This window comes from Neokomagataea anthophila, from assembly GCF_018122595.1.
GTDB lineage: Bacteria > Pseudomonadota > Alphaproteobacteria > Acetobacterales > Acetobacteraceae > Gluconobacter > Gluconobacter anthophilus.
This window is the reverse complement of sequence record NZ_JAGRQH010000001.1, coordinates 351429-365144: the sequence shown is the minus strand read 5'-3', so window position 1 is coordinate 365144 and position 13716 is coordinate 351429. Positions and strand designations below refer to the sequence as shown.

General features: G+C 52.9%; 14 protein-coding genes. All 14 read left to right on the top strand.

Going from position 1 to position 13716, the window contains the following annotated elements; translation table 11 throughout:
• The first annotated feature begins 2 nt into the window (after positions 1–2).
• The 14 genes from acpS to fabZ all read left to right on the top strand — a co-directional run bounded on the left by acpS (position 3) and on the right by fabZ (position 13713).
• A complete protein-coding gene (gene acpS, locus KB213_RS01630; protein WP_068172467.1) occupies positions 3–407 on the top strand; it encodes a holo-ACP synthase in 405 nt (134 codons plus the stop codon).
• Positions 408–461: 54 nt separating this feature from the next.
• On the top strand, positions 462–1295 hold the full coding sequence (gene lepB / locus KB213_RS01625; protein WP_211680265.1) for a signal peptidase I: 834 nt from the start codon (positions 462–464) through the stop codon (positions 1293–1295).
• Complete coding sequence (gene rnc, locus KB213_RS01620; protein ID WP_211680263.1) at positions 1295–2029, top strand: ribonuclease III; 735 nt, start codon at positions 1295–1297, stop codon at positions 2027–2029. The genes lepB and rnc overlap by 1 nt, the downstream gene beginning before the upstream one ends.
• A gap of 17 nt (positions 2030–2046) precedes the next feature.
• On the top strand, positions 2047–2934 hold the full coding sequence (gene era / locus KB213_RS01615; protein ID WP_211680261.1) for a GTPase Era: 888 nt from the start codon (positions 2047–2049) through the stop codon (positions 2932–2934).
• 99 nt (positions 2935–3033) lie between these two features.
• On the top strand, positions 3034–3771 hold the full coding sequence (gene pyrH / locus KB213_RS01610) for a UMP kinase (RefSeq protein ID WP_068172475.1): 738 nt from the start codon (positions 3034–3036) through the stop codon (positions 3769–3771).
• Positions 3772–3850: 79 nt separating this feature from the next.
• Entirely contained in the window at positions 3851–4417 is a 567-nt protein-coding gene (frr, locus tag KB213_RS01605) for a ribosome recycling factor (protein WP_068172479.1), read from the top strand.
• Between the two features lie 89 nt (positions 4418–4506).
• A complete protein-coding gene (gene uppS, locus KB213_RS01600) occupies positions 4507–5193 on the top strand; it encodes a polyprenyl diphosphate synthase (RefSeq protein WP_211680560.1) in 687 nt (228 codons plus the stop codon).
• Complete coding sequence (locus KB213_RS01595; protein ID WP_211680259.1) at positions 5190–6032, top strand: phosphatidate cytidylyltransferase; 843 nt, start codon at positions 5190–5192, stop codon at positions 6030–6032. The genes uppS and KB213_RS01595 overlap by 4 nt, the downstream gene beginning before the upstream one ends.
• A 25-nt stretch (positions 6033–6057) precedes the next feature.
• A complete protein-coding gene (gene dxr / locus KB213_RS01590; protein WP_211680258.1) occupies positions 6058–7281 on the top strand; it encodes a 1-deoxy-D-xylulose-5-phosphate reductoisomerase in 1224 nt (407 codons plus the stop codon).
• The gene (rseP, locus tag KB213_RS01585; protein ID WP_211680256.1) at positions 7274–8383 is read left to right on the top strand and encodes an RIP metalloprotease RseP; all 1110 of its coding nucleotides are present in this window, start codon (positions 7274–7276) and stop codon (positions 8381–8383) included. The genes dxr and rseP overlap by 8 nt, the downstream gene beginning before the upstream one ends.
• 180 nt (positions 8384–8563) lie before the next feature.
• Entirely contained in the window at positions 8564–11038 is a 2475-nt protein-coding gene (gene bamA / locus KB213_RS01580; protein ID WP_211680254.1) for an outer membrane protein assembly factor BamA, read from the top strand.
• A gap of 58 nt (positions 11039–11096) precedes the next feature.
• A complete protein-coding gene (locus KB213_RS01575; RefSeq protein WP_211680252.1) occupies positions 11097–12011 on the top strand; it encodes an OmpH family outer membrane protein in 915 nt (304 codons plus the stop codon).
• 8 nt (positions 12012–12019) lie between these two features.
• Positions 12020–13102 (top strand): UDP-3-O-(3-hydroxymyristoyl)glucosamine N-acyltransferase, encoded by a 1083-nt coding sequence (lpxD, locus tag KB213_RS01570; RefSeq protein ID WP_346266648.1) that lies wholly within the window; start codon positions 12020–12022, stop codon positions 13100–13102.
• Between the two features lie 137 nt (positions 13103–13239).
• Entirely contained in the window at positions 13240–13713 is a 474-nt protein-coding gene (gene fabZ, locus KB213_RS01565; RefSeq protein WP_267288021.1) for a 3-hydroxyacyl-ACP dehydratase FabZ, read from the top strand.
• Positions 13714–13716: the final 3 nt, after the last annotated feature.

Below are 13716 nucleotides of genomic sequence, written 5' to 3'. Positions count from 1 at the left end.
ACGTGATTGTGGGTATTGGGACAGATCTGTGCATGATCGAGCGGATCGAAACCGCGATTACGCGTTTTGGTGATCGTTTTGTCGACCGTGTTTTTACTGAAGCTGAGCGCAAACATGCTGACCGCCTGTCTGGCGCGGCCCGTATGGGAAGTTACGCAAAGCGTTGGGCAGCGAAAGAGGCTTGTGTGAAGGCGCTTGGTACAGGTTTTGCTCAAGGTGTAAGTTTTCAAGATATCGGTGTGGTGAATAGCGCTGCGGGCGCGCCGGAGTTGGTGTTGTCAGGTGGGGCTGAGCGCGCGTTACAGCGTTTGGTGCCACAGGGAAAACAGGCGCAACTCTTCGTGAGTTTGAGCGATGATGCGCCTTTTGCTTTGGCTCAGGTTCTGATTCAAGCTGTGCCATATTGATGCCCTTATAGGAGAGCATTGGCCTAAAGTGCCAAGCTGGGCTATGAGCAAGACATGAGACAGAAGGAAGCGCCGGTGTTAGGGACGCAAAAGACAGCTGAACAAGCCGGCAATGCGCCGAGCATACCGCAAGAGCAAGAAAGTTGGAGGGACACTCTACGCTGGTTTGTTGGTATGGTTTTCATCTTTGTGATGGTGCGTACGTTTGTTTTTGCGCCTTATGAAGTGCCGTCGGGCTCCATGATTCCAACGTTGCAAGTTGGTGATTTTGTTATCGCAACAAAATTCAACTATGGATATTCACGCTTTTCACTGCCTTTTGGTCCGAACCTCTTCAATGGTCGGATTTTTGGTGCGGAACCACATCGCGGCGATATCGCGGTGTTTCGTTATACGCATGATACGTCCATTGATTATGTAAAGCGGATTGTTGGTTTGCCGGGTGATCATATTCAGATGATTGACGGTAAGCTGTATCTCAATGGTCTTGAAGTGCCACGTAAGGACCTGGGGCATTATGAAGTCGTCGATGAGAATGGTCGTTTGCTGAGTGGTGAACGTTATCGGGAAGAGCTGCCGGGGAGTGGTGGGCGTCCGCCTGTATCGCATGATATTCTCAAGCTGGTGGATGACGGCTTCGCGAATAATACGTCGGAATATGTTGTGCCTGCAGGGACCTTCTTTGCGATGGGGGATGATCGGGACGATAGTGCCGATAGCCGCTTCCAAGGTGATGGTCCGGATGATTTGGGTTTTGTCCCAATGCAAAATCTTGTGGGTCGTACGCCTATTGTTGCGTTCTCGATTGATCTGCGCCATCCGTGGTGGGAAATCTGGTATTGGCCGGTGGAAATCCGCTGGGGCCGTATTTTGCATTTGTTGCACTAATGACGTTATCTCTTGAACAAGCCATTGAGGCTATGGAACGGGCTCTTGGGCATAGTTTTCAAGAGCAGGGGTTTTTGGTCGAGGCTTTGACGCATCGCTCGGCTGTGAGTGGGCGTGAGGCAAAGCGAGGCCGCCGTTCTGGGCGCAGTAAGGGTGCCGGATCAAATGAGCGTTTAGAGTTCATTGGTGATCGTGTGTTGGGCTTACTGATGGCAGAGTGGTTGTTCGAGCGCTATCCGGATGAGCAGGAGGGCGCTTTGGGGCCACGTCATGCGCATTTGGTCTCGCGGCCCGTTTTGGCTGAGATTGCGGATCAGGTGGGGCTTTCAGCGGCGCTGCGTATTTCTCCTCATGAAGAAGAGGCAGGCATCCGTCGTTTATCCAGCATTCGCGCTGATGCGATGGAAGCATTATTGGGTGCACTGTATTTGGATGCGGGGTTGGATCCGGCGCGCCGTGTCGTGCGTGAGCGTTGGGCTGGGCGAATTGATAGCGATGCGCGCCCGCATAAAGAGCCAAAGACACGTTTGCAGGAATATTTGCTTGCGCGTGCGCAGCCTCTTCCAGTGTATGATATTTTGGCTGCTGAAGGCCCCTCTCATGCGCCTGTGTTCCGCGTGGCGGTGACAGCGTGCGGGCAGACGGGTATGGGGCAGGCTGGTTCAAAGCGCCAAGCGGAAAGCATGGCTGCGAGTGATTTATTGGCCCGTTTAGGGCAAAACAAAGCATCCTGAGGGTGAAGGAAAAGAGTATGACGACGCGCTGCGGTTTTGTGGCACTTGTTGGGGCGCCGAATGCGGGGAAATCAACCCTGTTGAACCGCATTGCTGGTGCAAAACTGTCCATTGTAAGCCCGAAGGCACAGACGACGCGCTTTCGGACGTTGGGCATTGTAATGCATGAAGAGGCTCAGGTGATCTTGGTCGATCTACCGGGGATCTTTAAGCCGCGCCGTCGTTTGGACCGGGCGATGGTGAATGCCGCGTGGTCTGGCTCACAGGATGCGGATATGACGCTGCTCTTGGTGGATGCCAAAAGCGGTCTGCGTGACGATGTGCGTGAGATTATTGGTAAGCTGGCTGAAGCAAAAAGCAAAGTTTGGCTGGTTCTGAATAAAATTGATCTGCTGTCCCCGGACGCACTATTGCCGCTGACGAAAGAGATCAGCGCGCTCATTACCGTTGAGCATGTTTTCATGCTGAGTGCGCGTAAGGGCAATGGTGTGGATGATTTGATGGGGCGTTTGTCGCAAGCGCTGCCAGAAGGGCCATATCTGTACCCGGAAGATGATTTGACGGATTTGCCGGATCGTTTGTTGGCGGCTGAACTGGTGCGTGAGCAGATCTTTATGCAGACGCATGAAGAAATTCCGTATCAAGCAACGGTTGAAACAGAGAGCTTTAAGGATCGCCCGGACGGGTCGGTTCGGATTGAAGTCACGATTTATGTGTCTCGCCCCGGACATAAGGCGATTCTCATCGGGGAAGGTGGGAATAAGATTAAGTCCATCGGTGCGCGTGCGCGTGTTGAGTTGCAGGATCTTCTGGAGCGGCAGTGTCATTTGTTCCTGAACGTCAAAGAGCGTGCTGGTTGGGATGAGGAAAAAGCGCGTTTGCGTGCCATTGGCCTCGAAGATTAAAGGGTGAAGGCGCGGAAAGTGTGGGACTTTGCTTGTTCCGCACGCTTTGCGTCTGTATGAGAAGCAAAAACACGATATCCGCCTGTGAGGAGCCCCGCCATGAGCGATGAGACAGAGAAAACCCCCGCCTATAAGCGTGTGCTTCTAAAAGTATCCGGTGAAGCATTAATGGGGGATGGTCCCTCAGGTGTTGATCCCGATATGGTGGACATGGTTGCCGCAGATATTGCTGATGTTGCAGCGTCTGGTGTGCAGGTGTCTCTCGTTGTTGGTGGTGGTAATATCTTCCGCGGCTTGGCTGCTGCTGCGAAGGGTATGGACCGTGCGCAGGGTGACTATGCTGGGATGCTGGCAACGGTCATTAATGCATTGATGCTACAAAATGCGCTAGAGCGCCGTGGCGTTGAAACCCGCGTTATGACGGCCATTCAAATGGCGTCCATCGCTGAACCTTACATTCGCCGTCGTGCTGTTCGTCATATGGAGAAGGGCCGCGTTGTAATTTTCGCAGCGGGTACGGGTAACCCGTTCTTCACAACGGATACGGCTGCAGCTCTGCGCGCGAATGAGATGGAGTGTGATGCTCTGTTGAAGGGGACGCAGGTTGATGGTGTGTACTCGGCTGATCCGCGCCGTAATCCGGATGCTGAGCGCTACACGCAACTGACGTATATGGATGTCTTGTCGCGTGATCTGAACGTGATGGATGCTGCTGCGATTAGCTTGGCGCGTGAAAACCGTTTGCCCATTATCGTGTTCAATATGCACGCGCCGGGTGCTTTTGGTGCAGTGATGCGGGGTGAAGGTCGCTTTACCCGTATTATTGAAGCGAGCTAATCCGGCTTTATCACATTCTTTAGACTGTTAGTTTTACATTTCGTTCGTACGAAATGCGTTACATTGAAAGGAACCGCTCATGTCTGCTGATCTTAAGGATCTTCTGGATGATCTGACCCGCCGCATGGACGGTGCTATGGATAGCTTCCGCCGTGACCTATCCGGTCTGCGTTCAGGCCGTGCAAGCCCGAACCTTCTGGAGCCTGTCCGTGTTGAGGCTTATGGCTCGGAAGTTCCACTGTCTCAGGTGGGTTCGATTGCTGTGCCAGAAGCGCGTATGCTGACGGTATCAGTTTGGGATCGTACGGTTGTTGGCGCTGTTGAGCGCGCCATTCGTGATGCCGGTCTGGGCCTGAACCCTGCGGCTGATGGCCAAACCATTCGCGTGCCCATTCCGATGCTGACGGAAGAGCGCCGTAACGAGCTGGCACGTGCGGCTGGTCGTTACGCTGAGAACGGCAAGATTGCTATTCGTAACGTGCGCCGTGACGGTATGGAACAGGCTAAGGCGCTCGAGAAGAAGAGCGAAATCAGCCAAGATGATCAAAAGACGTGGACGGATGCCATCCAGAAGCTGACGGATCAGTATGTGAAGAAGGCTGATGAGATGCTTGCGGATAAAGAACGCGAGATCAAGCAGGTCTGATTTCAAACTTGTCTTCTGGTTCATCCCCGTTTTCTCAGGATTGTTACACCGCGCTTGACGAGGGTGGTGTAACGGTGCCGCCGCAGCACATGGCCATCATCATGGATGGTAATGGGCGGTGGGCGCAGGCGCGTGGGCTGCCTGTGGTAGCCGGGCATCGTAAAGGTGCTGAGGCTGTGCAGCGTAGTGTGAAATTCGCGATCCGAGAGGGGGTGCGCTATCTAACCCTTTATGCGTTTTCGTCTGAAAATTGGCGGCGTCCTGCGGCTGAGATTGGTGATTTAACCTCGCTGTTGCGGTTTTATTTGCGCCATAAATTGGATGAGTTGGATGCGCAGGGTGTGCGTTTGCGGGTCATTGGAGAGCCTGAGCGGTTTGAAGGTGCGCTGTATGATGAGTTGTTGCGTGCAGAAAATCGCACTCGCAACAATGATCGGCTGACGCTGACATTGGCGCTCTCTTATGGTGGTCGTGCGGATATTGTGCGCACAGCACAGCGTTTGGCACAGTCGGTCGCGCAGGGAGAGATGGCTCCTGAGGCGATTGATGAGACCTGTTTTGAGCGTAGTCTCCAAACAGGTGATATGCCGCCGCCGGATATGCTGATTCGGACGAGTGGTGAACGGCGACTTTCCAACTTTTTGTTGTGGGAAAGTGCGTATGCGGAGCTCGTCTTTTTAGATGTGCTGTGGCCGGATTTCGGGGAAGAAGACTTTCTCCAGGCATTGAATATTTATGCAGGCCGTCAGAGGCGGTTTGGTGGGCGTCCAGCATGAGCAGTGGAACACGTTGGGCAGATTTACGTCTGCGTTTGATCTCTGCTGTGGTGATGGTCACCATAGGTGCCGCGTGTCTGATGGCGGGCGGTGTGAGTTATGCTCTCCTTATCTTGCTGACCATGTTTGGTTTGGTGTGGGAAGGGGAAGCGCTGCTCGGGCACTCGCGGACGAGTTGGCGTGGTATTTTGATGTTGGTATGGCCTGTTGCGGCTGGGATTGCTGCTCTGAAGGGGTCTTGGCATGAAGCAGTCGTACTCTCTCTGGCAAGCATGATTTTTGGGTTGCCGACCTGTATTCCAGTGATGATTGCGGCTTTTGGTGGGCTCTCTCTCTTGTGGTTGAGAGGGCTGCCTTATGGCCTACAGGGTGTACTGTTCGTTTTTGCTGTTGTTGTGGCGAGCGATAGCTTTGCGTATCTCACGGGTCGTATTTTCGGTGGTCCTAAATTGGCTCCGAGTATCTCCCCGGGTAAGACCCGCTCCGGTGCGATTGGTGGTCTCGTCGGTGCCGCGCTGATTGGTGGTGCTGTGGCGGCCTGTGTTGGTATCGGGCCTGTCTATGGTGGCATGCTGTGGGGGGGCTTTCTCGGTTTTTGTGCGCAGAGCGGTGATTTGCTCGAAAGTGCAGCGAAGCGCCGTTTGGGTGTGAAAGATTCTGGGCAGTTAATTCCGGGGCATGGCGGTTTATTGGATCGTTTCGATGGTCTTTTAGCGGCAGCACCAGTGGCGGCCTGTGCGTCTTTGGTGGCACCCGGGCAAGTTTTTTGGTCCTTGGCATTTACGCATTGGTCGTCTGTCGGCTTGGGCGCTGGGGCTTCTGTAGTGGGGCTCCGATGACTGTTTCACAAAGGAGCGTTTTTTCATGACGAACAGCCCAGCAAGTGCTGCTCCACGCCGCATTAGTGTGCTTGGGAGTACGGGGAGCATCGGTACATCCACTGTGGATTTGCTGAAGCGTATGCCGGAATCGATTACGGTGCGCGCGCTGGTCGGGGGGCGTAATGCCGCGTTGCTGGCGGAGCAGGCTATTGCTCTGCGTGCAGAAGTGGCTGTTATTCATGATGAACGCCATTATGACGCGTTAAAGAGCCTTCTCGCAGGGACGGGTATTCAGGCGGCGAGTGGTCGTCAGGCTGTGATTGATGCTGGTGCGCTTGAAGCGGATTGGACAATGGCGGCCATTACTGGGGCTGCAGGGCTTGAACCGACATTGGCAGCGGCGCGGAATGGTCATGCTGTGGCATTGGCTAATAAAGAAGCGTTGGTGTGCGCCGGTGATGTGATGCTCCGGGCGGTGCGTGAAGCGGGTGCGACTCTTTTGCCGGTGGATTCTGAGCATAATGCTATTGCTCAGGCTTTAGGTGGTTGTGACATGGCGACCGTTGAGAAGATTATTCTCACGGCGTCCGGTGGGCCTTTCCGTCAAGCAACGCGTGAGCAAATGCGTGAGGCGACCCCAGAGAAAGCGTTGAAGCACCCGACATGGACGATGGGTGCAAAGATCACCATTGATTCGGCGTCTATGGCGAATAAGGGCCTTGAAGTGATTGAGGCGGCGCGTCTGTTCGATCTGACGGAAGATCGCATCGATGTGTTGGTGCATCCGCAATCGGTGGTGCATGGCTTAGTGCAGTTCCGCGATGGAAGCTTGGTGGCGCAAATGGGGTCTGCTGATATGCGGATTCCAATTGCGCATACACTGGCGTGGCCGCAGCGTATGAATACGCCGTGTCAGCGTTTGGATTTGGCGACAATCGGTCGTTTGGATTTTGAAGCGCCGGATGAAGAGCGCTTTGTGCCGCTGAAGTTAGCCCGCCAAGTCTTACGTGCTGGCGGTGCTGCGCCAACGGTTTTCTCAGCGGCCAATGAAGTGGCTGTGGACGCATTTTTGAATCGTCGGATCACGTTTTTGGGTATTGGTGAAACGATTGATGCCGCGCTACAGGCAATGTCAGAAAACCCCGAATTAACAACACTTGATGACGTTTTGGACTGGGATGCGCGTGGGCGTGAACTGGCCGAAGAGCATATTTTATCTGTCCATGGTGGGCGGCGTAATGTGATGGAAGCAGCTTTGAATGTTTGATCTGCTACGGACCCTTTTGGCGTATGTGCTGATTCTTGGGGTACTCGTTTTTATCCATGAGGGGGGGCATTATTTCGCAGCACGCTGGCGTGGTGTGAAAGTTGATACCTTCTCTATCGGCTTTGGGCCAGCTTTACGGCGCTGGTATGACCGTACAGGCACGGAGTGGCGGATTAGCGCTATTCCGTTGGGTGGTTATGTGAAGCCTCATGGTTTTGAAGGCCCTGATGAAGCGACGGACGAGCAGAAGGCGGCCTGGATTCCGGGTAAAACCTTCCATGATAAATCGGTTTGGTCCCGTGCATTGGTGATCGTGATGGGGCCGGTTTTCAATTATCTTTTTGCGATCCTTGCATTCACTGTGCTGTTTGCCACGGTGGGGCAGCCACAATTGAAAGATAATGTTGCATCTGTTTCGGTCGGGAGTGCTGCTGAGAAGGCCGGGCTTCAGGTTGGTGATGTGATTACCAAAATTGGCACTTTGTCGATGTCTGGACCGCAGGATATTATGGGCACGGTTTCGGCCCGTCCGGGTGTGACGACGACATTGGATGTGCTGCGTGCTGGGCATGATCTGACGTTGCCGGTGACGTTTGGTAGTCAGCCGGGGCAAGGAAGTGGGCACCGCGCAACGGGATTCCTCGGTATCGGTTTTGCGGCTGTGCCTGGGCATCCATTGCCTGTTTGGTCTGCTGCTGTGAAAGGCGTGGAAGAAAGCTGGTTGACCTCAGAGCGTATTTTGCAGGGTGTTGGCCAGATTATTACGGGCCAGCGGAGTGCACGTGAATTAGGTGGTACGATCCGTATCGCGCAGATGTCTGGCCAAGTCTCTCATTATGGTTGGGCGAGCATTTTGTCCTTTATGGCGCTGCTATCCATTAATTTGGGGTTGATTAATTTGTTCCCGATTCCGGTGTTGGATGGGGGACGTTTGGTCTTTTATGCGGCGGAGGCGGTGTTGCGTCGTCCAGTGCCAAAAAAGGTTCAAGATCTCGGAATGCAGGTCGGTATGGCGTTAATTGCGGCTTTGTTCCTGTTTTCGACATTGAATGACTTGACTAATCTGGGTCTTTTCCGCTGGCTAAGGCATCTTGCTGGTTGATCGTACTTTAGTGAAGAGATACGTCTGGTAACGCTTTGTGAGGGGCCGTATGGCTTGCATAAGTGGGCGCTTTTCGGATACCTCCGGCGAGGTAGCTCGGCGTCCGGGCCCCGTTTGCGTTCTGTAACAAGGAAAGCTGGTTTGTCAGGATCACGGTCTAGAAGCCCTCGGCTCTCGAACATGCGGCTCCTGCTGCTGGCTTCGGCATGTCTTATTCCGGCAGTGCCGATGGCCGCAGATGCGCGGGCCACGCGCCATGCCGCACCGGTGAAGGCATCTCTTCCCGGGGATATTATTCAGTCGATTGATGTGAAGGGTAATGCTCGTATTGAGACGAGCACGGTGCTGTCTTATATGGTGGCCCAACCCGGTGACACGTTTAAGCAAGATGACCTTGATCGGTCTTTGAAGACGCTATACGCGACGGGTTTGTTCCGTGACGTCACGCTGCGCCGTGATGGCAGCACTTTGCATGTAGATCTGGTTGAAAACCCAATTGTTAATCGCATTGTGTTTGAGGGGAATCACGCCATTAAGGATGAGGATCTTCGTAAGGAGATCAGCCTTCGTCCCCGTGCTGTTTTCTCATCACAGGTCACGGCAGCGGACCGTCAAAAGCTTCTGAACCAGTACGCGCAAAAGGCTCGTTTTGGGGCGACGGTTACGCCGCAGATTGTGAAGCTTTCGCATAACCGCGTAGATGTGATCTTTAAGATCAATGAAGCTGAACAAACATTGATCCACAAAATTGCATTTGTGGGCAATAAGCAGTTCAGTGAAGCCCGTTTGGCGCAGGTTGTGTCCTCCAAGGAAGCTGCGTGGTACCGTTTCTTCTCGTCATCGGATGAATATAACCCAGAGCGTATTAAGTACGATGCTGAGTTGTTGCGCCGTTTTTATCTTCAAAACGGTTACGTCGATTTCCATATGATTGATGCGACAGGTGAACTGTCGCCAGATCATAAGACCTTTACGGTAACCTTTACCTTGGATGAAGGTGCGCGTTATCGTTTGGGAAAGATTGATATTCGTTCGTCTGTGCGTGGTGTTACGCCAGAACTCATGAAGAAGCATGTCGAGCTGTTTAACCACCAGTGGTATGACGGCACGGCGATTCAGCATAATACGACGAATATGCAGGAGTGGTTACAGGCAGAAGGGCATCCATTTGCTCTGGTGCGCTCCGAAATTGCTCGTAATCCGGAAAAGCATGTTGTTGATCTGTTGTTCGATGTGAACGAAGGTCCACATGTGTATGTTGAGCGGATCGATATCAACGGGAATACCATTACCCGTGATAGTGTTATTCGCCGCAACCTACCTATGGCCGAAGGTGATGCATACACGCCGTTCGCGCGTAAGTATTCCAAACTTGAATTGCAGGATCTGGGCTATTTCAGTTCAGTGTCTGTTGATCAGACGCAAGGGTCAGCGCCTGACCGTGTGAACGTGTCGGCGAATGTGGTTGAGAAGCCAACAGGTGAATTTTCGCTCGGTGGTGGTTACTCAACAGATGTTGGTATGTTGGGCAACGCGTCTGTAAAGCAACATAACCTGCTGGGAACAGGGGTGGATGCTGGCTTGTCAGGCACGTTGGCTTATTATCAAAAACAAGCCGATATCTCGATTACGGATCCATACTTCCTGAACCGTAATCTTGTTGCTGGTGCAGATTTCTATTTTATTAAGACCAGCAGTAACGGTTATAGTAGCTATCAGCAAAGCTATAGCGAAGGTCAGTATGGTATGAGCCTGCGGATGGGGTATGCGTATAATCGCTATCTGTCTCAGTCTTGGAACTATACGCTGGTTGATCGTCAGGTTTCTAATACTTATAGTCAGGCACTGATTAATCAGTACCCGTCTTATAATGCATATGCACCGTCGATTTATGTTCAGCAGTCCAGTGGTTGGTCTTTGCTGTCTCAGTTGAGTACCACATTGACGTATGACCGTCGTGATCGTCGTATGAACCCACATGATGGGTATGTCATGACGTTGGGCGGTGACTTTGCTGGGCTTGGCGGCGGCGTGAAGTATGGCCGTGTGAAGGCGGATGGTGCGTATTATATTCCGCTGGATGATTTCACAGGTAACCATGACTGGACGGTGCAGCTGAAGGGCGGCGTTGGCTACATGGGTGACTGGAGCAGCAGCAGCCAGAAGAACATCATTGATAACTTCTATCTTGGTGGTCAGAACCTGCGTGGCTTCTTGCAAGGTGGTGTCGGTCCTCGTTCAGGGCATATTTGTACGAATAAAAGTGCAAATGGGCAGTGCACAGGATGGATGCCAACCCAAGGAAGTGAAGACTTCATTGGTGGTACGTTCATGTATACGGCCTCTGCTCAGTTGAATTTCCCGATGCCAATGGGCGATGATCTTGGGATTTCAGGTCGTTATTTCGTGGATGCGGGTAGCTTGTCTGGTATTCGTGTTCGTAACCGTTATACGGATTTTGCGCGTCGTTATCAGGCGAATTATCCATACACACCGATCAATGGTGACACGATGACGCCACGCGTGGCCACTGGCTTCGGGGTCTCTTGGAAGAGTCCGTTTGGTCTCGTGAATATTGATGCCGCTGTGCCGCTCCGCAAGGAACGCGGAGACCGTATTTACCCAATCCGCTTTGGTTTTGGGCAGCAATTCTAAGTACCAAGAGTGCGGTATCGTACCGCACTCTTTAGATATCATTTTAAAAGAGGTGTTTATGACCCTGACTTCGCTGAAACGCACGGCCAAGGTCAGTGCTCTGCTTGGTGCTTTCGTTGGAACGGCATTGGGCTTTTCTGTGCCAACTGCACAGGCTCAATCAGCAAATGGTGGTTGGTTTGTGCCTAAAAGTGCACAGCCAGAAGCTGCACCGCGCCCAGTAGCACGGCATGTTGTAGAGCAGCCTGCCCCGATGTCGGAAGAAGATGCGCAGGCCGCCCCAGAGGCGCAGCGCGCTCCGCCAGTTTTGCCTTTGCCGCCCGTGCCGACACCGCCAGTATTGGCAAAATCAACGACGCCACCGCCGGTTGTGGTGGGTGTGATTAATGTGCAAGCTGTGATGCAGATGTCCAGCGCGCAACAGGAAATCCAACAGGTTTTGGGTGCGCGCCGGGATCGCTTGGCGCAGGCTGTTCAGCATGAAGAAGCCGCATGGCGTGAAGAAGCACAAAAGCTTCAAGCGCAAGCGCGCGGTCTGAGTGCGGATCAAATCCAACTGCGTGAACGTCATTTGCAAGAGCGTCGTGCGAAAGATCAGCGTGAGTTCGGTAATCAGGCGCGCATTTTGCAGGAAGCGGCTCAGGTTGCGTATCATCAGATTGAGCGTGAACTTGAACAGCCAAACGGCATTATTGCGAGTGTTGCAGGTTCTCATGGTATGAATCTTGTTCTGCATTCAGAGCAAGTGGTTCTGCATGTTGGAGAACATGATATCACGGACGAAGTTATTGCTCAGTTGAACAAGACTTTGTCGCATGTTTACATTCCGGCTGATGGCGTTGACCCTGAACAAATTGCGAAGTCTGGCAAAATGCCAACAACGGCTGATGAAGAGCGTTCTGCTGCACCAGAGCCTACCCAGGCTCCTGCGGAAAATGGTCAGCCGCAATCTGTTCTGCGTCAGTCGCACTGAGGTTTATAGTGTCTGAGACTGTCAGTTCGTCAGTGGCATCTCCAGGGCAGGATACACGCCCTGGAGACCCACGCTTTTTCCAGCGTTCCGGTCCGTTTACTTTGGAACAGTTAGCGGCAGTTTCAGGTGCTGAAGTGAAGCCAGCAGAGCAGGGCGGCGGTACGGTTTTCCGAGGTGTCGCTCCTTTGCATGTGGCGGGGCCTGATGAAGTAAGCTTTTTAGATAATCGGCGTTATTTGCCGCTTTTGGCGGAAACTCGTGCTGGTGCGGTTATTTTGGGGCCGGCTTTTGCAGATAAACGTCCAGAAGGTACGGCAGCATTAGTTAGTAAGTCTGCGTATCTGGCATGGGCACAAGTGGCATCAGCATTTCACCCTGCGCCACCGTCAACAGGTACGTGCCATCCGACCGCGGTGATTGAAGACGGGGCGGTATTGGGCGAAAATGTCCAGATTGGTCCGTTTGCCGTGATTGGTGCTGGTGCTCGTATTGGTGCAGGCACAATTATTGGTGCGCATGTCAGTGTAGGTCAAAGCGTTGAGATCGGTGAGCGCTGCCGCATTCATGACCATGTATCTGTCTCTCATGCTCGGTTGGGCCAACGTGTGACGTTGTTCCCCGGTGCGCGGATTGGGCAAGATGGTTTCGGTTTCGCGGTGGGGCCTGCGGGTTTTGAAACAGTGCCACAACTGGGACTTGTCGTTCTGGAAGATGGTGTGGAGATTGGTGCGAATTCGACCATTGATCGCGGTTCGATGAAAGATACCGTCATCGGTGCAGGTTCGCGGATCGATAATCTGGTTCAGATTGGGCATAATACGCGCTTAGGGCGATGCTGTATTGTTGTGGCGCAAGCTGGCATTTCTGGCTCTACTGAGTTGGGTGACTTTGTCACGGTTGCGGCGCAGGCTGGCTTGATTGGGCATATTAAAATTGGTGATAAAGCCCGCATTGGTGCGCAGTGTGGTGTGATGTCCGATGTGGATGCTGGGGCTGATGTCATCGGTAGTCCGGCTATGCCCTTCCGTGAGTTTTTCCGTAATGTTGCAACACTCCGGAAGCTTTCCGCACGAAAGACTGAGGGCTCTTAGGAAACGTTACGCGGTTCAAGTGTTTTAATGGTGGATGGCATAAATGTGACCCTTTTGCTAAAGGGGGGCACAAACATTGTGTTAACCGCTAAAAAACTGACGAATGGGTTCTTGATCAAGAGCCCGGAGGGGGGATTGTGACAGACACTGACCGCGTAGACGCCCCGGTGATTCCGGAAAAAATTGACGTTCTGCAAATCATGCAGGCAATCCCTCATCGTTATCCGTTCTTGTTGATTGATCGGATGGTTGAGATCAAAGCCGGGGAATCGGCTGTCGGCATCAAGAATGTCACGTTTAATGAGCCTTTTTTCCAAGGTCATTTCCCTGGTCGCCCGGTGATGCCGGGTGTGTTGATTGTGGAAGCTATGGCTCAGACAGCGGCGACATTAGTCGTGCTGACCCTTGGTGAAGCATTTGAAGGTAAGCTCGTTTATTTCATGACGATTGAGGGCGCGAAGTTCCGCCGTCCGGTTGAACCGGGTGATCAGCTTCGTATTGAAGTTGTGAAAGAGCGTTCTCGCGGTAATGTTTGGAAATTCAAAGGCATTGCGCGTTGTGACGGTGTAGCCGTGGCAGAAGCAACGTTCAGCGCCATGATCATGGGTTGATCT